The 25,820-nt window shown below is 45.4% G+C and carries 20 protein-coding genes; 5 read left to right on the top strand and 15 right to left on the bottom strand.

All coding sequences use genetic code 11. The features are described 5' to 3' along the window. Positions 1–28 precede the first annotated feature (28 nt). Positions 29–934 carry a carbohydrate ABC transporter permease gene (locus MKY14_RS17980; protein WP_076128700.1) on the bottom strand — a complete coding sequence of 302 codons (906 nt, stop codon included), beginning with the start codon at positions 932–934 and terminating at the stop codon, positions 29–31. Between the two features lie 65 nt (positions 935–999). Beyond that, the gene (locus MKY14_RS17985; RefSeq protein WP_076307154.1) at positions 1,000–1,980 is read right to left on the bottom strand and encodes an ABC transporter permease; all 981 of its coding nucleotides are present in this window, start codon (positions 1,978–1,980) and stop codon (positions 1,000–1,002) included. 742 nt (positions 1,981–2,722) lie between these two features. Here MKY14_RS17985 and MKY14_RS17990 point away from each other — a divergent pair. Further along, on the top strand, positions 2,723–3,124 hold the full coding sequence (locus tag MKY14_RS17990) for a hypothetical protein (RefSeq protein ID WP_340976993.1): 402 nt from the start codon (positions 2,723–2,725) through the stop codon (positions 3,122–3,124). A 78-nt stretch (positions 3,125–3,202) separates the two neighbouring features. Here the strand turns inward: MKY14_RS17990 and MKY14_RS17995 are convergent, their stop codons facing one another. The 4 genes from MKY14_RS17995 to xylA all read right to left on the bottom strand — a co-directional run bounded on the left by MKY14_RS17995 (position 3,203) and on the right by xylA (position 9,745). Beyond that, positions 3,203–4,753: a response regulator transcription factor gene (locus tag MKY14_RS17995; protein ID WP_340392887.1), complete on the bottom strand. Its 1,551-nt coding sequence runs from the start codon at positions 4,751–4,753 to the stop codon at positions 3,203–3,205. Beyond that, on the bottom strand, positions 4,750–6,537 hold the full coding sequence (locus MKY14_RS18000; protein WP_339281426.1) for a sensor histidine kinase: 1,788 nt from the start codon (positions 6,535–6,537) through the stop codon (positions 4,750–4,752). Before MKY14_RS18000 ends, MKY14_RS17995 begins: the two co-directional genes overlap by 4 nt. A gap of 207 nt (positions 6,538–6,744) precedes the next feature. Then, on the bottom strand, positions 6,745–8,241 hold the full coding sequence (gene xylB / locus MKY14_RS18005) for a xylulokinase (RefSeq protein WP_076128710.1): 1,497 nt from the start codon (positions 8,239–8,241) through the stop codon (positions 6,745–6,747). Positions 8,242–8,428: 187 nt separating this feature from the next. Continuing rightward, positions 8,429–9,745 (bottom strand): xylose isomerase, encoded by a 1,317-nt coding sequence (gene xylA / locus MKY14_RS18010; RefSeq protein ID WP_076128712.1) that lies wholly within the window; start codon positions 9,743–9,745, stop codon positions 8,429–8,431. Positions 9,746–10,013: 268 nt separating this feature from the next. Here xylA and MKY14_RS18015 point away from each other — a divergent pair, with 268 nt between their 5' ends. Then, entirely contained in the window at positions 10,014–11,174 is a 1,161-nt protein-coding gene (locus tag MKY14_RS18015) for an ROK family transcriptional regulator (RefSeq protein ID WP_076185439.1), read from the top strand. 192 nt (positions 11,175–11,366) lie between these two features. Next, a complete protein-coding gene (locus MKY14_RS18020) occupies positions 11,367–11,567 on the top strand; it encodes a hypothetical protein (protein ID WP_036680251.1) in 201 nt (66 codons plus the stop codon). Between the two features lie 138 nt (positions 11,568–11,705). Here MKY14_RS18020 and MKY14_RS18025 read toward each other — a convergent pair whose 3' ends face one another. The 7 genes from MKY14_RS18025 to deoC all read right to left on the bottom strand — a co-directional run bounded on the left by MKY14_RS18025 (position 11,706) and on the right by deoC (position 21,993). Beyond that, a complete protein-coding gene (locus MKY14_RS18025) occupies positions 11,706–11,939 on the bottom strand; it encodes a glutaredoxin family protein (RefSeq protein ID WP_076128716.1) in 234 nt (77 codons plus the stop codon). A 32-nt stretch (positions 11,940–11,971) separates the two neighbouring features. Next, positions 11,972–12,913, bottom strand: coding sequence for a thioredoxin-disulfide reductase (gene trxB / locus MKY14_RS18030; RefSeq protein ID WP_076128718.1), 942 nt, complete (start codon positions 12,911–12,913; stop codon positions 11,972–11,974). A 183-nt stretch (positions 12,914–13,096) separates the two neighbouring features. Continuing rightward, entirely contained in the window at positions 13,097–15,061 is a 1,965-nt protein-coding gene (locus MKY14_RS18035; protein WP_076310336.1) for a heavy metal translocating P-type ATPase, read from the bottom strand. Positions 15,062–15,385: 324 nt separating this feature from the next. Further along, on the bottom strand, positions 15,386–16,525 hold the full coding sequence (gene aroB, locus MKY14_RS18040) for a 3-dehydroquinate synthase (RefSeq protein ID WP_340976994.1): 1,140 nt from the start codon (positions 16,523–16,525) through the stop codon (positions 15,386–15,388). 1,906 nt (positions 16,526–18,431) lie between these two features. After that, positions 18,432–19,184 carry a hypothetical protein gene (locus MKY14_RS18045; RefSeq protein ID WP_340976995.1) on the bottom strand — a complete coding sequence of 251 codons (753 nt, stop codon included), beginning with the start codon at positions 19,182–19,184 and terminating at the stop codon, positions 18,432–18,434. 528 nt (positions 19,185–19,712) lie between these two features. Further along, positions 19,713–21,005, bottom strand: a complete 1,293-nt coding sequence (locus MKY14_RS18050) for a homocysteine synthase (protein ID WP_036680260.1) — start codon at positions 21,003–21,005, stop codon at positions 19,713–19,715. 310 nt (positions 21,006–21,315) lie between these two features. Continuing rightward, on the bottom strand, positions 21,316–21,993 hold the full coding sequence (gene deoC / locus MKY14_RS18055; protein ID WP_036680262.1) for a deoxyribose-phosphate aldolase: 678 nt from the start codon (positions 21,991–21,993) through the stop codon (positions 21,316–21,318). Positions 21,994–22,290: 297 nt separating this feature from the next. Here deoC and MKY14_RS18060 point away from each other — a divergent pair, with 297 nt between their 5' ends. Continuing rightward, on the top strand, positions 22,291–22,632 hold the full coding sequence (locus tag MKY14_RS18060) for a hypothetical protein (protein ID WP_076185444.1): 342 nt from the start codon (positions 22,291–22,293) through the stop codon (positions 22,630–22,632). Positions 22,633–22,642: 10 nt separating this feature from the next. Continuing rightward, positions 22,643–23,635, top strand: coding sequence for a ketoacyl-ACP synthase III (locus MKY14_RS18065; RefSeq protein ID WP_076277142.1), 993 nt, complete (start codon positions 22,643–22,645; stop codon positions 23,633–23,635). Positions 23,636–24,052: 417 nt separating this feature from the next. On the opposite strand, the gene MKY14_RS18070 is transcribed toward MKY14_RS18065, so the two are convergent. Then, positions 24,053–24,886, bottom strand: coding sequence for a prohibitin family protein (locus tag MKY14_RS18070; protein WP_340976996.1), 834 nt, complete (start codon positions 24,884–24,886; stop codon positions 24,053–24,055). 105 nt (positions 24,887–24,991) lie between these two features. Continuing rightward, positions 24,992–25,765, bottom strand: a complete 774-nt coding sequence (locus tag MKY14_RS18075; protein ID WP_076128735.1) for a hypothetical protein — start codon at positions 25,763–25,765, stop codon at positions 24,992–24,994. Between the last annotated feature and the right edge of the window lie 55 nt (positions 25,766–25,820).

A 25,820-nucleotide genomic window follows, 5' to 3' on the forward strand; every position in this document is an offset into this window, starting at 1 on the left:
GAGACTAAGCTCCCCCGTTAAACTGTGATTAGCTCTTCACAGCACCAAGTGTCATACCTTTAACAAAATACTTCTGAATGAACGGATAAACCAACAGGATCGGTACGGTTACGACAATCGTAATCGCCATTTTGAGCGACTCCGGCGAGACCTGATTGGAAGCCAGCGAAGCAATGTTGGAGCGGTAGTCGCCTCCGTTACCACTGGTTGTGGTCTGTAGAACCTTCATCAATTCATATTGCAATGTGGTCAAGTTAGGGCTTGAACCATTGTACAGATAAGTATCAAACCAAGCATTCCATTGACCTACTGCTAGGAATAGCGCGATCGTTGCTAGCGCTGGCTTCATCAATGGCAGAATAACGCGGAAGTAGATAGTAAAGTCATTGGCTCCATCCAGCTTCGCCGATTCCTGCAGCGCATACGGCAGGCCGTCGATGAAGGAGCGGATAACGAAGACGTTAAAGGCACTAACCAGTCCAGGCAATACATAGACTGCAAAGCTGTTCATCATATGCAGATCCTTGATCAGCATATAGATTGGAATCATTCCTCCTGAGATATACATGGTCATTGCCAAGAATGTGGAGACAAACTTGCGACCTGCAAAGTCAGGGCGGCTGATCGTAAACGCCAGCATCGAGGCACTGATCAGTCCGAACAAAGTACCGATAATTGTCCGCAAAGCGGATATTTTAAACCCGGTGATTAATCCGGAGAAAGTGAAGATCTTTAGGTAATTGTCCCAGGTAAAATCCCGGGGATAGATGGTCACTCCACCGCGCACACTGTCCACTGAATCATTCAGTGAGATGGCAAGCACGTTCAAAAACGGATAAATCGTGATTACAACCACGAACAGTACTACAAAATATACAAAGAAATCAAAGATCCGGTCTGACCATGACTTTCCGGTGATAGCTGAATTTCCCACTGTAACGCTCTCCTTTCATGAAAAGGGCAATTTACTGCCACGATTGGGTAGAAGGGCTTTCTGTGCTACAGAAGGCTCTCTTTTGTTGTACGTTTGAAGATTCCATTAATCGTAAACAGTAGAATTACACTGATTACTGAGTTGAATATATTGATCGCAGTACCGTAGGAATATCTCGCCATGCCCAGTCCGTATTTCAGTGAATACAAGTCTAGCACTTGAGAATAGTCGGTAACGAGGTTGTTTCCGAGCAAGAATTGCTTCTCAAAGCCGATATTGAGCAAATTACCCACCGACATAATGAGTAGTACAGTAATTGTTGGGCGAATACCCGGAAGTGTAATATGCCATACCTGACGAAGCCTGCTGGCACCGTCTACCCGGGCCGCTTCGTACAATTCAGGCCCAATACCTGCGATAGCTGCAAGGTAGATGATGGCGTTCCATCCGGTCTCTTTCCAGACATCCGATAAGGTAACGATTCCCCAGAAGAGATGGCCCTGGGCCATAAACTGGATAGGTGCGTCTATGAATCCTATTCCTAACAAGATATCGTTTACAAGACCATTTTCACCAGATAACATTTTAGTTACAATCCCCGCTGCAACCACCCATGATACAAAGTGGGGCAAATACGAGACTGTTTGAGCAAATCTTTTAAAGAAGCCAAGACGCACTTCATTGAGCAATATTGCAAACGTTATTGGAAAGATAAATCCTGCGACTAAGCCCATTCCACTCATCGCCAGCGTATTACGCAGCGCCAGAAGGAATTGCGAGTCACTGAACAGTGTCTTAAAGTGTTCAAAACCTACCCATTCTTGTTCAAAAAAGCCACGTGCGGGCTTGTACTTTTGAAAAGCCATCGTCCAGCCCCATAACGGGAGATAACTGAAGACGAATGCCCAGATCACAAAAGGTATCGACATCAACCATAAGTACTTTTGATTCTTAAAGCTTCTCCAAAACCGTCCTCCTGAAGCAGGCTTTTTGTTGCGTGTTCGGGTATCCGGCGGGATTTGAGAAGTTACTGTGTCCGCTTTCATAAAGCCCCTCCTCTCTATGTCTATATTCTAAATCTCTGTAAGCGATTGCAGTACCCTATAAATTCGACCTAAAATCAGGTGAAAATTAGAGATTTAGAGCCCAAATAAAGCGGATACATCGTTGAAAACACTGAAAACAAACATGAATTTACTGAAAATAAAATTAAGTGAAATTATTTGATTTCATAAATCAATACGATACTTAATCCCCTGTCTATTTCACACAATTAATACTTCATCCCATAATTAAAAAACGCCCCGAGCTAACGTTCTATAAGTGAACGTGGCCGGAAGCGAAGGCGCGGACTGAAATGACCTTATTTAAGCAAATTGCACATCTTATTGGGTTAGGCGGACTATAAAGACCTTATTCACTTAAAAAACCACCTTTTGGAGAACATTTGCAGCTAATAACGTACATGGAGTCCGATAAATCGAAATTGGACTCGAAATAGCCCAAATAACGACTCTGGAGTCCGTCATACCCGCGAATGAAAACTATAATATGCTCTCAGATGAGGCGTAACAAGTATACCCGTAACCCCTGCCCTGCTCCTCAACGAAAACCTCCGTATGGTTCAATTAAAATTAATTACTTTAATATCATCTTATCTAGAAAATATCACCTGATACATCAGTACTTCAACTATTTCAGATACATATTCCTTATACGCACATGCCGAGTCGACATTATCTGTTGTACCTGCAATTTCTTTTCCTAAAGGAGGGTAATAGGAGAGCAATGAAAAACAAAAACATCAAGACATTATTATTGATTATCGCCGCAGTATTATTGACACTAAATTTATTTCAATTCAATAACAACGTAAGCCATAACAGATTAATGAATAGGCTGGACCTGAATCTGACATCAGAACTCGACGGTCTAAGAGTGGAATTAGAACGATCCTCAACACCAAGCATTCTTGCTGTAGAGCAAGCGAGTAAAGTTGCTGCCCTTTCGACGTATTCAACATTAGGGTTCGATTATGGATATACCTTGGAAACCAGAATACATGACAAATATGTACAAAATGAACCTTATAAAGAGATCGATCAAATTCAAGAGTTACTTCTGGCCCTTCTAAAGGACCCTGCAAATCAAGAATTGCAACAAAGATTAGATTTATTATTAGTGAAGTAGCTTTAATGTAAGAAAAAAAGCCACAGCTAAAGCTCAGGTTATACCTGAACTGCAACTGTGGCTTTTTGGGCTTCTATTTTAGATGTTTTTGCGAAAAGAACTTGGGGAGAGTCCTACATATTTACGGAACTTGGCGTTGAAGTAATCGGGGTTCATGTACCCAACTTTCTCGGCCACCTCATATACTTTCATGCCTTGCGCGAGGAATTGCTTCGCCTTCTCAATCCGCACTTTGTCCACATACGTATTGAAGTATTCCCCGGTAGTGTTCTTGAACATTTTACCTAGATATGCGCTGTTGTAATTAAATAACTCAGATAAGGTCTCAAGCTTAAGGTTCTCATTGTAACGGCGGTTGATTAGCTCCGTAATTTTTTTGATCTCATTCCCTTTGCTGCCACTGGACATTTGATCGGCGATCTCCGCCATGAAATTGACGGCCTGCTCTTGCAGGTCTGCCAGGTAATGACTATGGTAGAGCTCACCGATCGGCGGGGAATGCTTAGCGGCATTGCTGCGAATCTCTGGATAGACCGGTTCGAGACGGGCCAACACCGTACTGAGAATCCGCACAAATGTATCTTTGATCTGCTGCTCCTCACTGCCCGCAGCCAGTAGCTCTGCACAGATCGTATCCACCAGCGGTTCAATGGCCGCGCGGCTTCCAGTTTCAACAGCAAGCATTAGGCGGCTCTCCGCATCCTGCCCTTCTTCGGTGTACGCCTCCGCCACTCCAGGAAACAACATACCGGAGAGATCGGCGCTGATCAGAATCCCTTTGCGGTAAAAGAATGCCCGGCGCAGCAGTTCACGCGCCACTTGAAAAGACTGTGCCGCCTCTTCTGGTCCAGCTACAGGGCCTCCCGTTGCTGCGCTGAAGTCGTATCCCTCGCGGCAAATTAAGGAAGCAAGCTCTTCCATCAGCCGCTCCTGTTCCTGCTTTCCTGGCAGCGGCTCTTGCAGCAGAAATCCAATATATGGCGGCATCGTGAAAAACATCCGCTCTTCACTGCTGCCAAAATACTGTTCTACCGCGGCCTTAACGGCCCGCTCCCCTTCCTCACTGCCGCCCGCAGGCGCGAGTAATTCGAGTAGGATCACTTCGACACGGTCTGATTTAAGACCCAGTGCTGCCGCCTGCTTAGCAGGATCATTCTCCCCCTCCTCCGCAGTTGAAGGCTGCAGCAATGTACGCAGCAGGCTTTCGCGATTACGGGCAGGCTCCTCTTCATTCCAGCGGCTAAAGCGATCTTCCTGAGCGATCGTGACTCTGAGTTCCTCCAAATAGTTGATTAGCTCTTCCTCATCCACCGGCTTCAGTAAATAGCCGTCAATGCGGTAAGAAATGGCTCGTTTGGCATACTCAAAATCCGCATGACCACTTAAAATTAGCACATGGCTGGTCGAGCCTTCCTCGCGCAGCTCACCGATTAACTCCAGCCCGTCCATACCAGGCATGCGGATATCCACCACAATCAGTTCCGGATAAAAAATATGATATTTCTCCTGAGCTTGCAAGCCGTTAGCGGCCGTAGCCACCACCGTATACCCTAGCTCTTCCCAAGGGATTAGAGCCCGAAGGCCTTCCCGCAGCTTTGGCTCATCATCAACAATCAATACTTTGATCATAGATTTATGTCCTCCATTGGAATACGAAACGTAATAGATGTTCCTTCATTCATCCGGCTTTCGATATTCAGTCCAAATTCAACACCGTAGGATAACTTCAAACGGTCGTGTACATTGCGCAGCCCGATCCGTGCCTCTTCCTGCTCATCACGAACCTCAAGGGTATAACGGATCTGCTCCAGCTTGTCCGGAGTGATCCCGGCTCCATTATCGGTAATGGTAAAGACCGCATGATTCTGCTCACGCTTGATATTCACCGTAACCATTGCTCCATCCATCGTGTTGTCTAACCCATGAATCACCGCATTTTCCACAAGCGGCTGTACAATCAGCGGCGGGATGTAGAGTGATTCGACGGCAGGGTCTACAATAAATTGATATTTCAAACGATCCTCATAACGGAATTGCTGAATATCCAAATAACAACGAACCACTTCAAGCTCCTGGCTAAGCAAAATTTTACTTCGGCCTACCTCCAGATTACTGCGCATCATTTTGCCAAGAAGACGCACTACCCGTGCAATCTCCACTTGCCCTTTCATATGGGCCTCCATACGAATAGATTCCAGCGCATTGAACAAGAAATGAGGATTGATCTGGCTTGCCAGCATTTTAAAACGGATATCATTCTGTTTCTGTTCCAGCAGGCTGTTCTGGTCATTAGATTCCTGTACCTCGTACATCAAATCGTTAATACTCCGCACCATAGAATTGAACTGACGAGCTAACAGAGCAATTTCATCTTTGCCATCAATTTTTAATGAAGTGTCAAAATCACCCGTACTAACGCGGTTAATATGTCTGCTTAACTGCAATAATCGACGTGAAAATAATGAAGAGAAACTATATATGATTAAAAAGGCCAATAAAACGCTTACGGCAATCACGGTAATCGAAAGCTTAATCACCCGATTAGGTTCTTTGACTATACTATCAATAGAAAAAACAGAAATAATTCGCAGGGCGTTACGGCTGGCTTGTGGTTTAAGTTCTTCTATCACTATTTTGGAGGCTTCACCATCTACTTCTGCCTCATAGCTCCCGCTTCCTTGCCCCAAAAGCTTTGTATCAAAAGAAACATCTGCCAGTTTCTTTCCTGTCCGATCGCTCCGGTTCGCAGCAATGATATTATCCTGATCATCCACGATCATGGTATCAAATGATTCCTGGCTCAGAATTGAGGTTAGCTGGTGACTGTTTACATTAATAACGAGCACGCCAATCTTACTGGAGCCCTCCAGCTCGATTTTGCGGACAAGACTTAAATAATTCCGCTGATCACGCTCATCCTCTATATATTCCCAACCGACGAGGCTATCGTACCGCTGTGCTCTCTGATACCACTGGCTCTCCTTAATGGCAGACGAAGGATTGATCAGCTCCCAGTTGTTAAGCAGCGTAGCATTATCAGTGTATAAACGTATGTTGGATATGTCTTTATATAATCTTAGGTATTCACGCATATCAGTGTAATCCCGATAAGCCTCAACCACATCATAAGTGCTTACATACTGGCGTATGGCGAGTTTTTTCAGCCGGGCATCATTGGACAATCGATACGCTATATCTTGCGATACACCGATGACTTCTTCTGTTCTTTTTTTTACCCGATCTACGTTAATTGAAGCTTGCTCCAGTGCGTTCTCAAACGCCATGGTCCTCATCTCAATCGTAAGATAACCACCTACCAGTAATACCGGTAAAAGTGTAGTCAGTAAAAAAGCAAGCAGCAGCTTATTGCGGATTTTGATGTCATTCAGCACCTTAACAAACCATTGAAACATGGCCTTTCGCCCCCCGAAACCTTCACTATCTCATGTACAGGCTGCCACTACCATGGAGATATTCCATACTTTACAGAAGAAAAATGAAAACGGCAACATTTTTGAATATTGCCGTTCATCACCTCTATAAAGAAGATGGTCTTTAAAAAGGCCTTCCGCCAGATGCGAAAGACCTTTTTTATATCAGACAGATTGATAAATGGCGTTTTATTGGCGATATGCAGCCAGCTTGTTATTCAATTCGCGGGTCTGGCCGTAAACTTCCTGATAGAGGTTGAATAGACCATCATAGATTGCCGTTTGTTTCGGATCTGGTTTATAAACATCAGCAGGACGGATAAACGCTTCTGCACATTCCGCAAGGGATGTGAACCATCCGCTTCCATAAGCCGCCAGCATAGCTGCTCCCATTGCCGGACCCTGTTCACTTTCCAGCTTCACGATGGATGCATTGAAAATATCAGCCTGCATTTGCAGCCAAGCCTCATTTTTAGCTCCACCACCAATTGCAATGATCTCTGTAATCTCTTTGCCTGACTCACGTACAATCTCAATGGATTCACGCAGTGAGAAGGTAATGCCTTCTAATACTGCACGTGTAAAATGCGTCAACGTATGCCCTGAATCCATACCAATAAAGCTTCCTCGAATATTCGCATCTGGATGTGGTGTACGTTCTCCTACAATATAAGGTGTGAATAACAGGCCTCCGCTGCCAGCTGGAATAGAGGAAACTCCGCTTAACAGCTCATCAAAGCTTTTGTCCGCCGCAAAGGTTTCTTTGAACCACGTAAGGCTATGACCAGCAGCTAGTGTAACCCCCATAATATAGTAGGCATCTTTTTCACCATGGTTAAAGAAATGGACTTTGCCTTCGAGATTCAAATCTTTATTGCTCTCATAAGAAAGAACTACACCAGATGTACCAATACTGCACATGGTCCGGCCTTCTCCCAATACACCCGCTCCGAGCGCGCCACAAGCATTATCTGCACCACCAGCAAATACCTTCGTTGAAGATAAAAGACCTGACGCTTCAGCAATGTCCGGCAATAAAGTTCCAGTCTGTTCAAAGGATTCTACCAATCTAGGACAAAGAGAAAGCGGAAGTTCAAAAGCCTCTGCGATTTCTGCACTCCATTCTTTAGAACCTACATCCAATAGCAACGTTCCGGCAGCATCGGAGTAATCCATTGCATAATCACCCGTCAACCGATAACGAACATAATCTTTTGGCAGCAGGAACTGATGCGCCTGTGATAATACTTCTGGTTCATTCTCTTGAACCCACAGAATCTTAGGCAGTGTAAAACCTTCCAATGCTTTGTTTCTGGCGATATCGATCAACTTCGTTCCAAGCGTCTTCTCAATCTTACGACATTGTGCAGTAGTACGGGTATCATTCCAAAGAATAGCTGGACGCAGCACTTGCCCTTCTTTATCTACCAGTACCAATCCGTGCATTTGTCCGGAGAAACTTAGACCGTCTACTTGAGACGGGTCTATGCCTGATACTTCAATCAGACGGCGCAGGCTGACCAGCGTGCCCTTTACCCAATCTTCAGGATTTTGCTCACTCCAGTTCGGTTGGGGTCTGCTTAGCGGGTAGGACTCGGAATGCTCAAAAGCCACCTTCCCCTGCGGGTCCACTAGAACAGTCTTCACTGCACTAGTCCCCAAATCAACACCTATAACGTATTTCATTTTTGACCTCCTAAAAGTTTTGTTAGCATAGACTTCATTGAATTACTTCGAGCAAAACTTACTTCGTAAGCATCTTGCTTAGTTTTTACTACAAAAAGGGGGCTGCCGAAGAATGCTCTCTTCAGCAACCCCCGTTGCATTTGTTCAAACTCGACTCAAAGCCTAAGCTTCAAGCTCCCTATAAGGACTACTCAGCCAAGATGTATTGGTTAAGGGTAGCTCTCAGGTATTCTTGACGTCCGGATTGGTTAGGACGTGGGTTCTCATTGTTCAAAGCATATTCAGCCAAAGAAGCCAATGTTGCTTTACCGGAAACGATGTCTGCACCAACGCCTTCTGTGAAGCTGCTGTAGCGTTTGTCAATGAAATCTTCGAATACGCGATCTTCGATCAATTTAGCAGCAACTTTCAAGCCTTTTGCGTAAGTATCCATACCAGCGATGTGTGCCAAGAACAGATCTTGTGGCTCGAAGGAAGGACGACGTACTTTAGCGTCGAAGTTAATTCCGCCTTTGCCAAGACCGTCATTCTTCAATACTTCATAAAGAGTAAGTGTTGCATCGTAGATGTTTACTGGGAATTCATCAGTATCCCAACCAAGCAGTGTATCCCCTTGGTTAGCGTCAAGTGATCCAAGCATGCCATTAATACGAGCTACACGAAGTTCATGTTCAAAAGTATGACCTGCAAGCGTAGCGTGGTTAGCTTCAAGGTTCAGCTTGAAGTGCTTGTCGAGGTTGTATTTTTGCAAGAACGAAATTGTTGTTGCTGCATCGAAATCATATTGATGTTTAGTAGGCTCTTTTGGTTTAGGTTCGATCAGGAATTGACCATCAAAACCAATTTCCTTAGCGTAATCTACAGCCATGCTGAACAGACGTGCAATGTTATCTTGTTCAAGACCCATATCTGTATTCAGCAATTCTTCGTAACCTTCACGGCCGCCCCAGAATACATAGTTGCTTGCGCCCAGACGTTTACCAACTTCCAGACCTTTCTTCACTTGTGCTGCTGCATGTGCGAAAACATCAGCGTTAGGTGTAGAACCTGCACCGTGCATATAACGCGGGTTAGTGAACATATTAGCTGTATTCCACAGCAATTTCTTGCCGGAAGTCTTCATGCCTTGTTCAAGGATATCAACAATAGTGTCGATGTTGCTGTAGAACTCACGCAAAGATGCGCCTTCTGGTGCGATATCTACATCATGGAAGCAGAAGTAAGGCAGATCCATCTTGTCCATAAATTCGAATGCTGCTTCAGCGCGAGCTTTAGCTTTATCAAGACCACTCAATTTGTCCCAGCTGCGAATTGCAGTTTCAGCGCCAAACGGATCAGAACCGCCAGCAGTTAATGTATGCCAATAAGCCATTGCAAATTTCAGATGTTCCTCCATAGTTTTGCCGGCTACGACTTCTTTAGGATTGTAGAATTTAAATGCATAAGGGTTGGTGGAACGGCTTCCCTCGTAAGAGATTTTGTTCACTGTCTCAAAATAAGCCATTGTGTAATCCTCCTCATATTGTGCTACGCTAGCAAGCGTTTACAGCATCATCTTAACACATCTTTTTGACTTTGTATATTGGTTAAACAAAGTTTTTTTATAAAATTTCCGCCTCTTTAAGTCTCCCTTGTCTATCCGTTTAATATTCAAAAAATCCAACAATCATAGATTTCCTCTTTTCTGCCGATGTATTGCAATTTCCAGCACATCACTCTAGACTAAGTGGCATACAACAAAAGGGAACTATGCTAAAAAGGATGTGTGATTCGTGAAGGTTACCGGAGATCAGGCGCTGGTCAAAAAAATCAATAAATCGATCGTACTACATACTATTCGAAGGAACTCTCCGCTCTCGCGCGCCAAGGTTTCAGAGATGACCGGACTGAATAAAGCTACCGTATCCAATCTGGTGGCAGAGCTATGCGCTCAAGAATTAGTGACTGAAGTTGGACCAGGTCAATCCAGTGGCGGCCGTAAACCGCTAATGCTGCATTTTAACAGCATGGCTGGCAGCGTAATCGGCATAGAGCTGCGAGTGAAGCAGTTGACAGCCGTCTTATGTGATTTAAGTGGTGGCATTCTTTTCGAAAGCGATTTCTCTCTGGATAATCATGCGCTGCCTTATGTACTGGAACGGATGAAAAAAATAATCTCAGACTTGATTGATAAAGCACCTGAATCCCCATACGGTATCGTCGGCATCGGAGTAGGTGTCCCCGGGATGGTGGATGAGAACGGGGTTGTTCTTTTTGCTCCCAACCTTGGCTGGGAAATGGTCGACCTGCGGGGTATTTTGGAGGCGGAATTCGCGGTTCCAGTCACTATTGATAACGAAGCTAACGCAGGTGCACAAGGTGAACTGAACTTTGGGGCGGCAAAAGACGTTAGACATCTGCTCTACATCAGTGCGGGTTCAGGGATCGGATCCGGTATTATTATTGGCGGAGAGCTGTACAAAGGTGCAAGAGGATATGCCGGCGAGACCGGACATATGACGATTGAAGCACAAGGCAAGCCGTGCAGTTGTGGGAGCCGTGGCTGTTGGGAGCTATATGCCTCGGAGAAAACCTATGACCATTCCGAGTTCTCCCTCCCTGCTCATACTACACAAGAACTGGTTCGTTATGCAGCCGCTGGACAAGAAGACGCCTTGCGCCACTTCTCATCTATGGGTGAATATCTCGGCATCGGAGTAACGAATCTAATCAATAGCTTTAATCCAGAGCTGATTGTCATCGGTGGAGCCTTATCCGAAGCAGAAGCCTGGTTAGGGGAGCCCCTTCGCCGGGTTGTAGCCGAGCGTACACTTCCTTATCATAAGCAGCAGCTCGAGATTACCTTCTCCAAGCTGGGCAGCCGAGGCACGATGATAGGCGCGGGGTTCTCTGCAGTTATGCATTTTCTAGGCGATATTCGGGTGACCGTTTAAGGTAGTCTAATGGACAACGTTTTGCGGGACAGTTTCACGGGTGAAATTCAAGAGCGGATAGAATTGACGTAAAATTGCCGCATTTAGGTGGATCAAAAGTGCAGTAAAAGCAACTTAAATCCTATATAATAAAGGATAAGTTAGTGTGACATTTATCACTACAACCCCTTTTTTGAAATGGAGAGCGAGTCCATGACCTATGTTGATACGTCTGATATCTCGGCACAGATGTTCATCACTGTGTTGCTTTTTCTGCTCATTATTGCCCCTTTGATCAGTCTCGGTGTGCTCCGTTTTTTTCAAGCCAAAAAGAAATCAGGGTTCATTCTGATCGGCAGCGGTGTTGCTGTATACGTCCTATTTCAGATCATTACCTCTTTCACTCAAGCTTAAATTGAACTTTGCGATTTACATCATAAAAAATAGCCTGCGCATATTAGCGTCAGGCTATTTTTGTATACTTAGACCACAAAAAGATCACCTCCAAAATGGAAGCGACCTTTTGCAATTTCCTCACAGAAATATATTTAATTAAACAGTCGCCAATGCTTTGTCGAACTGAGTTTTATTCATCCCCACGATTTTGTGCTCACCAATTACAGTTACAGGAACAGCTCTCATTCCCATATCCCAAACCTGCTGCGCGTAATCATCATTCTGCTCAATATTACGCTCTTCATAGGCTACGCCTTTTTCACTCAAAAAGCTCTTCACCTGACGGCAATGTGGACAATTTGTTGATGTATATACAATTACATTTTCCATCATTAGACCTCCTATGGAAGATTACAGTTATGTTACAGAATAACCGCGCTATGTTCCAGACTTTCAATGTATTTCTCAGCATCCATAGCTGCCATACATCCACTGCCTGCTGCCGTAATTGCTTGTCTATAACGGGTATCCTGCACATCACCACAAGCGAATACGCCTGGGATATTAGTTTCAGAAGTACCTGGGTTAGTCATGATATAACCTTCAGTATTAGTTGTGATTTGTCCACCCAAAAATGCAGTGTTAGGATGGTGGCCAATCGCCACAAACACTCCGCTTGCTTCAATGATTTCTTCTTGTCCGGTCTCATTGTTCAGCACTTTTAGTCCACTCACGCCTTTGTCTCCAGAAGTTACTTCCAGAGGAGTACGATTCAGGCTCCAAGCTACTTTAACATTATCGCGAACGCGATCCTGCATGATCTTGGAAGCACGTAGCTCTTCACGACGGTGTACCAGCGTTACTTTGGAGGCAAAACGAGTCAAGAAACCCGCTTCCTCAAGCGCAGAATCTCCACCGCCAACAACCACGATCTCTTTATTACGGAAGAAGAATCCATCACAGGTAGCACAGGTGCTTACACCGCGTCCCACATTATCCTGCTCGCCTGGGATACCGAGGTATTTTGCCGTAGCGCCAGTGGAAATGATCAGGGTATCCGTCGTAAGAACACCCAATCCTTCAACATTAAGCTTAAAAGGACGCTCTCCAAGTTCTACACTGTTCACCCAACCCGTACGGAATTCCGCACCAAAACGTTCAGCTTGTTTACGCATATTATCCATTAAGTCTGGACCCATAATTCCATCAGGAAATCCCGGGAAATTCTCCACTTCTGTAGTGGTGGTCAATTGTCCGCCAGGTTGAGGTCCTTCGATTACTAGTGGGTTCAAATTGGCACGAGCCAAGTAGATAGCAGCAGTCAACCCCGCCGGTCCGGTTCCAACAATTATTGATTTATACATATCTATATCCTCCTTGAGTTAGACGGCAGTGACGTCGCTTCTTATTTAAAATAATTATAATGTAGTCTTAATTATGCTAACTGAAAGCAAAAATGTCAATAAGCCAGACTCCCTCAGGGAAAAATCATTTGTGAACAATTTAATTTTTGGCAATAAATAATACACAGTAACTTCACTGACCACTTACCGCAACAATCGCAGCCCATTAAGAATAACCAATATCGTACTGCCTTCATGACCGATCACGCCAAAAGGAAGGGCGATGCCCTGCACAAAGTTACTGATCATCAGAACCGCGATTACTGTTACAGCAAAAATCATATTTTGCTTCACAATACGCTGTGAGCGCCGTGCCAATGAAATGGTCGAGGCGATCTCTTCAATATTATCATTCATAAGCACTACATCGGCGATCTCAAGCGCTGCACCACTGCCTTTCATGCCCATACCCATGCCAACAGTCGCTGTAGCCAGAGCAGGCGCATCATTCACACCGTCACCCACCATCACAACATTACCGTGCTTTTCACGAAGCGCCTTAATATGCTTTACTTTATCCTCTGGTAAAAGGTCGGCAAATACTAAATCTACTCCGGTTGAAGCCGCAATAACTTTTGCTGTAGCTTCCCGGTCACCCGTAAGCATAGCCACTTTAATCCCCAGCTCCTGCAGCTTCCGCACTGCGGCTTCTGCTTGTGGGCGAACTGTATCCTGCAATGCAATCATACCTGCAATATGCTCACCGTCCAAAATAATGGAGACAGTCTTCCCCTCTTCCGCCAACTGCTGCCGTTTAGTTCTCCAGAATGCAAGCTCAGAGTTCATCGCAGATGAAGTCAGCTCATCCAGTAAATTGGACTTTCCAATTTTCCAGAGATGCCCGTCAACTTGACCTTCAATTCCCCAGCCAGTGATGGTTTTACTTTCCTGCACACCCCGCAGCTCCAGATATTCTTCCTCAGCTTTACGCACAATGGCTTCCGCCAATGGATGGCGGGACATATGCTCAATGGATGCGCTAATCGCCAGTAATTCTTCCCGGTTGTAGCCTTCAGCTGCAATAAAGTCTGTCACCTGCGGAGTTCCCTCTGTAAGGGTCCCTGTCTTATCAAAAGCTACAACAGAGGTCCGGGCCATATTTTCGAGGTGGACCCCACCTTTAAATAAAATCCCTTTTCGTGCACTTTTGGAAATGGCCGACAGCATCGCAGGCATAATCGATGAGACCAACGCACAAGGCGAGGCTACTACAAGAAAAACCATCGCTTTATAAAAGGTTGCGCTCCAGCTCCAGTCCAGCAAAAAGGGTGGAAGGAAAATAAGAGCCACAGTCGAGGCGACAACTACCCGTGCATAGATGGCTTCCAGTCTTTTAATGAATCGCTGTGAATTTGGAACATCCGTCTCTGCTTCTTCTACCATCTTAATGATCTTGGAAAAAAGTGTGTTCTCTGCTGATTTCGTTACTTCAATATAAAGTGGGCCTTCTCCATTCACCGTACCTGCGAATACCTCGCTGCCGGCACATTTTTCAACAGGCACTGACTCTCCTGTAATGGAAGCCTGATCTACTGCCGATTCTCCTCTGTACACCTTACCATCTGCAGGAATAAGATCCCCTGGACGTACAAGCAACAGATCTCCAATTACTAACTGATCGATAGCTACCTCGTTCATGCTTCCTTTCTCAATCCGCATGGCTGTGGCAGGTTTCAAGGCCATAAGTGAAGAAATATCCTTCTTACTCCGTTCCATCGTATAGCTCTCTAAAGCTCCACTAAGCGCAAAAATAAAGATGAGCATAGCACCTTCATTCCAGTACCCAATGGTAGCTGCGCCTAGTGCGGCCGCAATCATCAGCAGGTTCACATCGAGATCACGTTCTTTGACGAGCGTCTCAACGCCTTCTTTGGCTTTGTTCCAGCCACCAATGGTATACGAAATAACATAAAGTACTATAGAGAAAACTTCTGACCAGCTGCCCATAGCCCAAGCAAAAAGCATAAGTACTCCGCTGCCAAGCGCAGCCTGCATCTCGGAGTTGCTGAGCATGGCTCTCAGATCGAACCGGCGTTTTGGAGCGCCTGGTTTCTTCATGCTGCCGGAGATTGAGGTTTGCTGGGGTAAATGTTTTGATGTTGCTTGCATAATAATCACCATCCTGAAAGTTTTGTGTAGAACTACTTCATTGACTTCTCTTCGCAACAAAACTTGCTTCGGGAGCATACGTTTTGTTTTGTCTAAATGATAATGAGAGCCATTCTTAAGACCCCTAAAATGACACATGCTGCCCCGGCTTAGCCGGGACAGCATGAATGATAACTATGAGTAGTGAGAATGATAATCATTGTTGCAACAGTACAACTATATTTCCTTAGTGCAACTTATATTTTAATAATACCACCTTGAATGAAAAAGTAAACCCTACCTTCTAGGCTATTTGTCATAAATTTAAACTAACGTTTTCCTCTCTTAGCTGCGTATTTTATTTAAAAGCTCGGATAGGACTTGCTCTTCGACTGGCGTCGAATAAGCTCCACCTTCAAAAGACTTCATCGCTCCAATTCCACCTTGGAACACAAACCGTATACGCCCTTTGCGAACCTTTTTATCCGTATACATCTTATCAATCAGCATTCTATTTGTAATGGTTGCTGGTATTTCAGTCGGAAGTCCCGCCTTCTTCAACAAAGCAATCACACGCTGAGTTTGGTCAGCCGTTACATACCCCAACTGCTCTGCCAGCTGCACCTGAACCGCGAGTCCAATCGCAATAGCCTCACCATGTAATAATTCATAACCACTTAATGCCTCTAACGCCCGGCCAGCAGTATGCCCCAGATTTAGAATTTGGCGCAGGTTGCTCTCCAGTTCATCCTTTTCCACCACGCTATACTTGATCTCACAATTATGAAAAGCAATCCGTTCGCAAACCTCTCGATCTAATACAAGATCGCCTTCTGAGGAAACCACTCGCTCCATATTCTGTTCAAGAAACTCAAAAAAATCAGCATCCGCGATGCAGGCATGTTTGATTGTTTCAGCCAACCCACTACGAAGCTCACGTACCGGAAGCGTTCTCCAAGTGGCTAGGTCAATGTAGACCTTTTTAGGCTGATGAAAAACACCAATTAGATTGGTTGCAACCGGTGTATTCACGCCCGTTTTACCACCAATAGAAGCATCCGCTGCTGCTAAAAGGGTAGTTGCATAGTTCAAACTTGGCACTCCCCGACCCAATGTTCCAGCCAAAAAACCTGCCAAATCCGTTACCGCTCCACCTCCTATGGCAAGGATACAGCAATCTCGTCCGTAAGAACGGCTTAATAGCCGGTCCTCCAGCTGTGCCTTCGTTTCTCGGGTTTTAGACTTCTCTCCAGCAGGGAAAGAAAATAACTCCGCTTGAAAATCATTCTGATGCAGTTGTTCCAGCAAGGCTTGTCCATACAGGGCTTCAACTTTTGAATCTGTAACAATCGCGAATTTGCTTACATTCTCGACAATTCCATGTTTCAAATCCTCGATCAGAGCGCCAAAAAGACCTTCCCCAATCTCAATATCGTAAGAATGATCTACGACCTTTTGCAGGCCAACTCTAAAATTTGTAGACATCTACAGCACCCCTATTCAGCAAGATGCTAATAAAATTCGAGCCTTCACTGTCATTATCCTGTTTATGTAAAATGTAAGGAGAAGCTGGAAACGTATGTGGATGTTCAAAAACTAATGTTGCATGTATCTATTGGTGATAGTCCAGAGGATTATGTACCTCTTCCTAACGAATAGCGTCTCTGGTGTCCGAAACTACGCTTAAAAAGCTAAAATCAGGCAAATAGCGTCATCTGGGTCCTTAAGCATCGGGGGTTGAGGAGTGCAGAGGTTAAGTGCAGAGTTTAAATGCAAAGCATGAGTGCAAATTAGTTTAAGTGCGGTGGTTGGGCACAGGGTGGGAGTGCGGAGGTTGCATCCAAAGCATGAGTGCAGATTAGTTTAAGTGCGGAGGTTGGGAACAGGGTAGGAGTACAGGGGGTTGAGTGCGGAGGTAGAGCGCAAAGTATGAATACGACACGAGTGATGAACGTATGATGCAAGTTGCTCGCGTATGTTGCTACTATCGGACTCAGCTGACCCTAATCGCTGATTTTAAACACATTTGGTATTCTAACGGACTCCATTGCAGCTATTGACCTGAAAAGAACCAAATATGTACCTCTTCCTAACGAATAGCGTCTCTCGTGTCCGAAACCATGCTTAATAAGCTAAAATCAGGCAAATAGCGTCATCTGGGTCCTTAAGCATCAGGGGGCGGAGGTTAAGTGCAGACTTTGAGTGCTGATTAGTTTAAGTACGGAGGTTGAGTACGGAGGTTGAGCGCAAAGTATGAATACGACACGAGTGATGAACGTATGATGCAAGTTGCTCGCGTATGTTGCTACTATCGGACTCAGCTGACCCTAATCGCTGATTTTAAACACATTTGGTATTCTAACGGGCTCCATTGCAGCTATTGACCTGAAAAGAACCAAATATGTACCTCTTCCTAACGAATAGCGTCTCTCGTGTCCGAAACCATGCTTAATAAGCTAAAATCAGGCAAATAGCGTCATCTGGGTCCTTAAGCATCAGGGGGCGGAGGTTAAGTGCAGACTTTGAGTGCTGATTAGTTTAAGTACGGAGGTTGAGCGCAAAGAGTACGACACGATTGATGAACGTATGATGCAAGTTGCTCGCGTATGTTGCTACTATCGGACTCAGCTGACCCTAATCGCTGATTTTAAACACATTTGGTATTCTAACGGACTCCATTGCAGCTATTGACCTGAAAAGAACCAAATATGTACCTCTTCCTAACGAATAGTGTCTCTCGTGTCCGAAACCATGCTTAAAAAGCTAAAATCAGGCAAATAGCGTCATCTGGGTCCTTAAGCATCAGGGGGGCGGAGGTTAAGTGCAGACTTTGAGTGTTGATTAGTTTAAGTGCAGAGGTGCACGATTAGTTTGAGTGCGGAGGTAGAGCGCAAAGTATGAGTACGACACGAGTGATGAACGTATGATGCAAGTTGCTCGCGAATGTAGCTACTATCGGACTCAGCTGACCCTAATCGCTGATTTTAAACACATTTGGTATTCTAACGGACTCCATTGCAGTTATTGACCTGAAAAGCACCAAATATGTACCTCTTCCTAACGAATAGTGTCTCTGGTGTCCGAAACCATGCTTAAAAAGCTAAAATCAGGCAAATAGCGTCATCTGGGTCCTTAAGCATCGGGGGGTGAGGAGTGCAGAGGTTAGTGCCTAGTTTGAGTGTTGATTAGTTTAAGTGCAGAGGTTGAGCACAGTATTGAGCACGGAGGTTGAGTATAGTGATTGAGTAAAGGGATATATGTACGCTGTTGAAGCAGGCAGCTAACGACCAAAAAAACAAAGCAACGATTCTCCGATAACCGGATAATCGCTGCTCTGAAGTCTTTTTTCGATTCTTATATGAACTGCACCGTATCGTTCAGCAGAAAAAGCTTACTGCCTTCCCCCGGCGGCAGTATCCAGCGTTTCTCGCTGCCTGGCGATCCAGATTAGGCAGGCCGCTCTCAGCAGCGCTTCGGTCCGCTGACCGGCGCTGCAAAAGATCCCGCTGAGCCCGATCTGATACAGATCGGCCAAAGCCGACGCCGCCGGTGTCCCCGCGGCGAGCACCACCGCCGCCGGCTTCACGCTCGTCACGGCGGCAAAGATCTTCCCCGCCGCCAGGGCGAATTCCTCCGCGGCGGTCTCTTCCGGCGCGTGTTCGCCCGCCGCGCCGTCCAGCACTAGGAAATCGGCGATACGCGCGATTTCCGCAGCGGCGGCAGGCTCCACATCGGGCGCGATCAGCGCCCCGATGCGGCATGCCGCCGCATAAGCGTGGCCGAGTGTCTGATCGGCCACGTCTTCGATGAATTCGCGCTTTGCGGCGAATTCGGCTGCGCTTGCGGTGTAGGCGACCAGCAGGTCAAGGCGGCAATCGCCGCCTTGCCGCTGGCTCTCCGCCACCGCAGCGAACAGCGCTTCGAGCTGCGCGTCCTGAAGCGCGGCAAGCTTGGCGGGCTGCGCCACCGCAAGTGACTCTGGATGCAGCAGGGTGACTGCCGCCCATTCGCCATCCGGCGATTCGAGCAGCTCGACAACAGCTGCGCGCAGACGATAAGAGATTCGCTGTAGAAAGCGCGATGTTTGCAGTTCATCCTCACTAGATAACCAGTTCTCATAAAGACAGAACAGCTCTGGTTCCAACAGCCATTCCTCACTCCGTATCAAACAAGGTCCCGCTTGAACAGTCCTTGTTCCTTCCCGTCCAGCAAGACGTTCTTCTCTTCCTTCACGCAGCACTAGGAATGTCGATGGTTCCCCCGGCCGCTTAAAATAAGACCGCTTCAAAGGCTCAATGACATCCCTCTGCTCTACTCCAGCGATAAATTCTGCGGCAGCGGAGGCTACGGATCCAGCTTGGCTCATTTCCATTCCCACAGTCCGATCACCAGCCTTATACATGAACTTGAACGGGCGCTCTTCACTACTCCGCAAACCATCCTGCTGACGTTCACCCTTCATCCTCGCACCCACCCTTTATCTTTGGATTGCTGCCGGTATGCCAAGCTATATAACATAAGCGACCGACATTTCATTACCTACCTCACTTATAAATACGGGAGCCACACCTGAAATATGCAAGCGTTGCCAAATCCGATGAATATTCCAACTTTTTTAGGCAACAAAAAAAGCATTACCGCAGAGCAGTAATGCTTTTCGAAATATAAACTTCTATTGTTGACTGGCAGCAATAGCTTGCTCCAGATCATAGATAATATCATCAATGGACTCCGTCCCGATCGACAAACGCAGCAATTCCGGCGTTACTCCGGCTGTGATTTGCTCTTCATCCGACAGCTGTGCATGAGTTGTGCTCGCTGGGTGGATGATCAATGACTTGGAATCCCCAACATTCGCTAAATGAGAGAACAGCTTCACATTCTCAATCAGCTTACGTCCCGCAGCACTTCCACCTTTAATACCAAAAGTAAGGATCGCACCTTGGCCTTTAGGCAAATACTTTTGCGCTAATTCATGAGATGGATGCGTAGGAAGTCCCGAATAACTTACCCATTCCACATCTGAATGTGCCTCCAAATATTGCGCTACCTTCAGCGCATTCTGGCTATGACGTTCCATCCGCAAATGAAGAGTCTCCAGACCTTGCAGCAGCATCCAAGAGTTGAACGGAGAAATCGCCGCCCCTAAATCGCGAAGCAATTGAACGCGGGCTTTAATAATATAAGCAATCGGGCCCACCGCTTCCGTATAAACCACTCCATGATAGCTTGGATCTGGCTCCGTAAGACCTGGGAATTTACCGCTTGCCTTCCAATCAAATTTACCGCCGTCAACAATAATCCCGCCAATGGATGTACCATGTCCGCCGATGAATTTGGTTGCCGAATGGACAACAATGTCCGCGCCATGCTCTATCGGACGCAATAAATATGGACTTGGGAACGTATTGTCTACGATGAGAGGAATCCCATGTTCATGGGCGATCGCTGCAACTGCCGCAATATCCAGAACATTTCCCTGTGGGTTGCCGATTGTTTCTGCATACAAGGCTTTGGTCTTATCTGTAATCGCAGCACGGAAGTTCTCAGGATTATCCGAATCTACGAAATGTACCTTAATACCAAGCTTAGGCAGTGTTGTCGAAAATAGATTATAAGTCCCGCCATATAGGCTTGCTGCAGATACAATTTCATCCCCAGCGCCCGCAATATTTAGAATGGAAAAGGAAATAGCCGCTGCCCCGGAAGCTGTAGCAAGCGCACCTGCCCCGCCCTCAAGTGCTGCCACACGCTGTTCAAATACATCCGTAGTTGGGTTCATCAGCCGAGTATAAATATTACCGAATTCTTTAAGCGCGAACAGATCCGCTGCATGATCAGCATCACGGAACCCGTAGGAAGTGGTCTGATAAAGCGGTACAGCACGTGAGAAAGTAGTTGGATCAATTTCCTGGCCTGCATGGACAGCCAAAGTTTCAAACGACAGCTTGCGATCTTCTGACATAGGTATTTCCTCCCCTATAATTAAGTATAGAAATGATTAACAATTTTGAATTGTACCCATTCTCTCACAAACCACGTCATTTGAAAAGAAAAAAATCTCATTATTCCGGTGTGAATTATTGTACTTTGGTCAAATGCTTCTGCTAGTGTCCTCTACCTACTGGATAACGCTTTCAATATAAATTATAAAAACCTCAAACTTATGTATAAAACACAATCGCTAATCAAGCTGATCGGTTAATAGCTTGAATCAGGACAGCGGCGAATGAGCTTGTCCTCCTCACTCGCCGCTTCCGATTCAGCCCTTCGGCTTAGTAATTGCTTTGGCTTGTTTCGCCTTTAGCAATCGCTACACCACCGCTAGTTCCAATACGGCTTGCACCTGCTTGTACCATTACATGTGCATCTTCTGCACTACGTACACCACCGGAAGCTTTTACACCGATATTAGGTCCAACTGTAGCACGCATAAGCGCGATATCTTCTTTCGTTGCCCCGCCTGTAGAGAATCCAGTGGATGTTTTTACGTAATCTGCTCCGGCCTCAACAGATAGCTTGCAGGCACGAACTTTTTCTTCTTCCGTTAACAGACAAGCCTCAATGATGACTTTTGTCAGGGCTTTGCCGCGCGCTGCATCTACAACAGCTGCAATATCACGTTTAACCAACTCATCGTTGCCATCTTTTAATGCTCCGATATTGATGACCATATCCACCTCGCCTGCACCTTTAGCGATAGCATCGGTAGTCTCGAATGCTTTGCTCTCTGTTGTCGATGATCCCAGCGGGAAGCCGATTACTGTACATACTTTAACCTCAGGCGTATCTTTCAGCACTTCATGGGCAGTAGCTACCCAAGCAGGGTTTACGCAAACAGAAGCAAACTTATAAGTTTTAGCTTCCTCCGCCAATTTAATAATGTCTTCTTTCCGTGCATCTGCTTTAAGCAGTGTATGATCAATGATCCCCGATAGTGTAATTTCGCTCATTTTTATTATTCCTCCATGATTTGGATAGTAGTTTTTTTCATCTCTGTAATCATACCAATAGAACTGTGCTTTGCAAAGCAAACAGGGTGGGCATGCCTACCTCAAACCTTAATTTGTGCAGATTTTATGGATTTTAAGTAGTTTCTCATTCCCTAAATTATCTTTTTAAAAAAATAAAGGTTTAATCCCCTAAACTTTCCCAATTAAAAATACGATAATAGTCTTAGATAAATAGGTTTTTTTATCCTATTAATCAAAATTTTTCTTAGATAAAACTTAGGAGGAGATTAATCAAAAATGGGAAACTTCAATTTCGCCACAAATGCTACAGATCAAAAACTGAATGTACAAGTCGAAGGAACTATGTCGCCAGAAGATGCAGGACGTTTCATTAATGAGTACAACCAAATCATAAGTGCATTCGACCCCAAACAATATGAGATCATCCTAGATTGCAAGACATTGAATGTATCCTCAAAGGACACACTTCCCATGCTTGAGCAATGCTACATACTGTACAAACAATCCGGATTTAAAAAAGTAACCTTTATTATTGCCAAAAGCCCTGTCCTAAAAATGCAGTTAAGCCGAGTGGCACGGGCAACGAAATTAGAAAATTACGAAATTATTGAAGCATAGGAGGCGCCACTTGGGACATATAGCGATTCGCCAAGCTGCTTATTACCACCCAGAGCATATCGTAGATAACGAATATTATCTGAAGCATTTTCAGAGTATGGGCAAGGACATCAAACGATTCCTAGAAGTCATGGGTCGCGACCGGAGATACATCGTAAAAGAACAGGGTGAAAATGCTCTGACGATGGGATTAAAGGCTGCCCAAAAAGTGCTTAGCGAAGCGAATTTGCAAGGTGAGGATATGGACATGATCATGTTCGCTTCACAGACGCCAGAGTACACCTATCCTACCAATGCACTTCTCCTACACCGTATGCTTCAAGGTAAACACCGGACCATTACGCAGGATTCCAATGCTAACTGCGCAGGAATGGTCTCCGCCGTGGAGCAGACAAGTCGTTATATGCAAGCCAATCCCAGCATCAGGTACGCACTCGTTGTAGGAAGCGACTACAGCTCAGTGAACTGCAATACAGATGATGAAATTACTTACCCTAACTTTGGGGACGCCGCAGCAGCAGTGATTCTAGAGCGCAGCAGTGAGCATGCAGGCTTCATAGATTCCCTTTATTACACCGATTCTGAAGGCTCCGAGAATATTATGTTCCCTGCCTGCGGCCTGTCGAATATTTATCAAGAGGGTATGACCCCAGAGCAGATTCGGATACGGTGGACCCCTTTTGACGGTACAGTGTGTGTGGATGCGGCTATAGCGGATATGAAGGAGCTTCTCTCACGCAACGGTCTGACTACGGATGATATCTCTGCATTCTGCCTTTCACAATTCTCACTGAAAAATATCGAGCTCATCCAAATCGGACTTGGGCTAACCGCAGAAAAGTTCATTTATGTAGGCGACGAGTTCGGCTACACAGCCACAAGCAGTCCTTTTATCGCCTTTCAACGCGGAGTCGAGGACGGACGAATCAAACGTGGCGATTATGTCTTCTTTTGGTCAGTTGGCGCTGGCTGGCAAATTCCTACGATGCTTTATCAATATTAATAGCATAAAAAGCCCTACTTCTATAGAAGTAGGGCTTTTTCATCAGAGGAGCAGTTGTTGATACACTATGGGCTGTCCTTATTGCCAAACCCGGAATTATATAAGGTAAAATAGGGAGAATTATTGCGTACGAGCCACTATCGGACTCAGCTGACCTTATAGGCAGCATAATTGCACATTTGGGAAACTATCGGACCCCATAGCCGCTATTGGCATAAAAAACACCAAATCCGAACCTCTACCTAATGGATAGCGCCACTGGAGTCCGAAGCCATGCTCCTAAGCCTTAAAACTTACAAATAACATCTTCTGAGTCCGTAAGCGTAAAGGGATAATAAATACTCTGTTGAAGCAGACAGCTACGATCTCAATCACAGAACAGCAAATTGTGAAATAAATCAGAAACCCAATAATGAATTATTTAGTCAGGGATTGAACATCCACAAAAGGTGTGGCTCCCCCTGTTACAGATGGCAGCACGCCGTTCCATTTTTCCAGCGCTTTCTCCTGAACCTCAATTTGCTTCAGCTGCACCAGCTCAGGTGTAACCTCTTGCTTCTTAAGTCTTAAAGATTCAGCCTCTGCTTGCGCCTGGGCGATTTTTTGCTTCGCTTCAATCTCAATCCGCCGGAGATCATTTTCGGCCTTCAGCGCCTGCTGCTGGGCGACCTGCTTTGCTTCAATCGACTGGTTAAATGCCTCCGAGAATTTAAAGTTAACGATGTTAATATCGTTGACGATCAGGTCATATTTTGCCAGCCTAGCGGTTAAGTGCTCACTAATCTCACTAGACACTACATCACGACGCGTAATCAAATCCTCTGCTGGATATTTGGCTGTCACTTCTTTAACGATTTCTTGAATGGCCGGATTGATAATTACACTATCAAAATTACCTCCGATATTGTTCATCAGATTAAAGGCGGAAGCCTTATTTACGGAATAGTTCACCGCCACATGTGTGGACACGGGCTGAAGATCTTTTGAAGAGGCTGAAGTATCGGTCTCCGCCTTCGTTACCTGTGTATTGACCTGAATCACCGTCTGAATAAATGGAATTTTAAAATGAATGCCGGGTGACAATGTATTGTTATTTAATTTACCAAAGGTTTTGTATAAACCTACATGCCCATATTCCACAGATACAAAAGAGTTCGCGCCGATCAACAATACAATAAGCACCGCTGCAATACCGGTGACTATTTTTCCCGGACGCAGCTGTTTCAATTTCGGATTCATTTGCATATTCATCCAATACCCCTCCTAGATTATGGATAATCATTCAAGCTTAACCGTCTATACGGAGGTTTAGGGTAAATGGTCGCAGGAAATATTTCAACAGCAGTGGTCATGGCGTTACCGCTCTGGGATCAGTCCTTCTACGGTCAACCGGAATTTCTTGCTCTGCTTGTCCCCGATATTAGAAGCTTCATATATTCCTTCATCCGTTAGCACCACGGAGTCCGCCTTTAAAGCATCATTAACAAAAGTTATCTCAGCGTGATCAACATTCCAGCGGTAAATATAGGCACTCATTGGATTTCCATGTGCGGCTACACCCTCAAAAGATCCATCCTGATCAACATCCAGCTCTTTGGAATGTCCGGTATCAATTTGCAGCAAACCCGAGGGGTTACCGCTCTCGTCGATTAAATAATAGTTACTGAGCGAGTTATTTGCTCCTAGTCCTCCGGTGATTTTCAACACCTTTTCGCTAAACAGCCGCACTACTTCTACCTTAATATCCTCCGGTTGACGATAATTATAAGTTCCTATCGCCCCTAGACTGTATTGTCCTTTGGAAGTAGAAGTTCTGGCATACACATAGTCTTCGTCACTAGCCATCGTATACACACTCACTTTGACTCCTCTGAAGTCTTCCAGCTTCTTCTCTGTAATCAAAGTAGCGCCTGTGGGTGGAGCACTTAGTTGAGAGACTATGGGTATTGTATCCACCAGCTTCCAATCCAGCTTAATGAGGTTAGCAGCGGTGTTTGTTGGCTTCGGTCTTGAGATGTGGTAGTCGTTAGCCGATTGAGAGGGGGATGGGTCCACCTGATGTTGGCAACCTGCCAGCAGATTCATTAGAAGCAAGGCTGTCAGCGTAACGGATTTATGTAAAGGAAACATCCTTGATCACCTCCTATCCTCTTTTTAAAATTAAATCTTTCATTAATCATAGATG

The organism is Paenibacillus sp. FSL R5-0887, from assembly GCF_038002305.1.
Lineage (GTDB): Bacteria > Bacillota > Bacilli > Paenibacillales > Paenibacillaceae > Paenibacillus_AQ > Paenibacillus_AQ odorifer.

Excerpts from the sequence above, each read along its gene's own strand:
- MKY14_RS17985 (WP_076307154.1), bottom strand. The coding sequence starts at position 1,980 with ATGAAAGCGGACACAGTAACTTCTCAAATCCCGCCGGATACCCGAACA.
- MKY14_RS17990 (WP_340976993.1), top strand. The coding sequence starts at position 2,723 with ATGAAAAACAAAAACATCAAGACATTATTATTGATTATCGCCGCAGTA.
- MKY14_RS17995 (WP_340392887.1), bottom strand. The coding sequence starts at position 4,753 with ATGATCAAAGTATTGATTGTTGATGATGAGCCAAAGCTGCGGGAAGGC.
- MKY14_RS18000 (WP_339281426.1), bottom strand. The coding sequence starts at position 6,537 with ATGTTTCAATGGTTTGTTAAGGTGCTGAATGACATCAAAATCCGCAAT.
- xylB (WP_076128710.1), bottom strand. The coding sequence starts at position 8,241 with ATGAAATACGTTATAGGTGTTGATTTGGGGACTAGTGCAGTGAAGACT.
- xylA (WP_076128712.1), bottom strand. The coding sequence starts at position 9,745 with ATGGCTTATTTTGAGACAGTGAACAAAATCTCTTACGAGGGAAGCCGT.
- MKY14_RS18020 (WP_036680251.1), top strand. The coding sequence starts at position 11,367 with ATGACCTATGTTGATACGTCTGATATCTCGGCACAGATGTTCATCACT.
- MKY14_RS18025 (WP_076128716.1), bottom strand. The coding sequence starts at position 11,939 with ATGGAAAATGTAATTGTATATACATCAACAAATTGTCCACATTGCCGT.
- trxB (WP_076128718.1), bottom strand. The coding sequence starts at position 12,913 with ATGTATAAATCAATAATTGTTGGAACCGGACCGGCGGGGTTGACTGCT.
- MKY14_RS18035 (WP_076310336.1), bottom strand. The coding sequence starts at position 15,061 with ATGCAAGCAACATCAAAACATTTACCCCAGCAAACCTCAATCTCCGGC.
- aroB (WP_340976994.1), bottom strand. The coding sequence starts at position 16,525 with ATGTCTACAAATTTTAGAGTTGGCCTGCAAAAGGTCGTAGATCATTCT.
- MKY14_RS18050 (WP_036680260.1), bottom strand. The coding sequence starts at position 21,005 with ATGTCAGAAGATCGCAAGCTGTCGTTTGAAACTTTGGCTGTCCATGCA.
- deoC (WP_036680262.1), bottom strand. The coding sequence starts at position 21,993 with ATGAGCGAAATTACACTATCGGGGATCATTGATCATACACTGCTTAAA.
- MKY14_RS18060 (WP_076185444.1), top strand. The coding sequence starts at position 22,291 with ATGGGAAACTTCAATTTCGCCACAAATGCTACAGATCAAAAACTGAAT.
- MKY14_RS18070 (WP_340976996.1), bottom strand. The coding sequence starts at position 24,886 with ATGAATATGCAAATGAATCCGAAATTGAAACAGCTGCGTCCGGGAAAA.
- MKY14_RS18075 (WP_076128735.1), bottom strand. The coding sequence starts at position 25,765 with ATGTTTCCTTTACATAAATCCGTTACGCTGACAGCCTTGCTTCTAATG.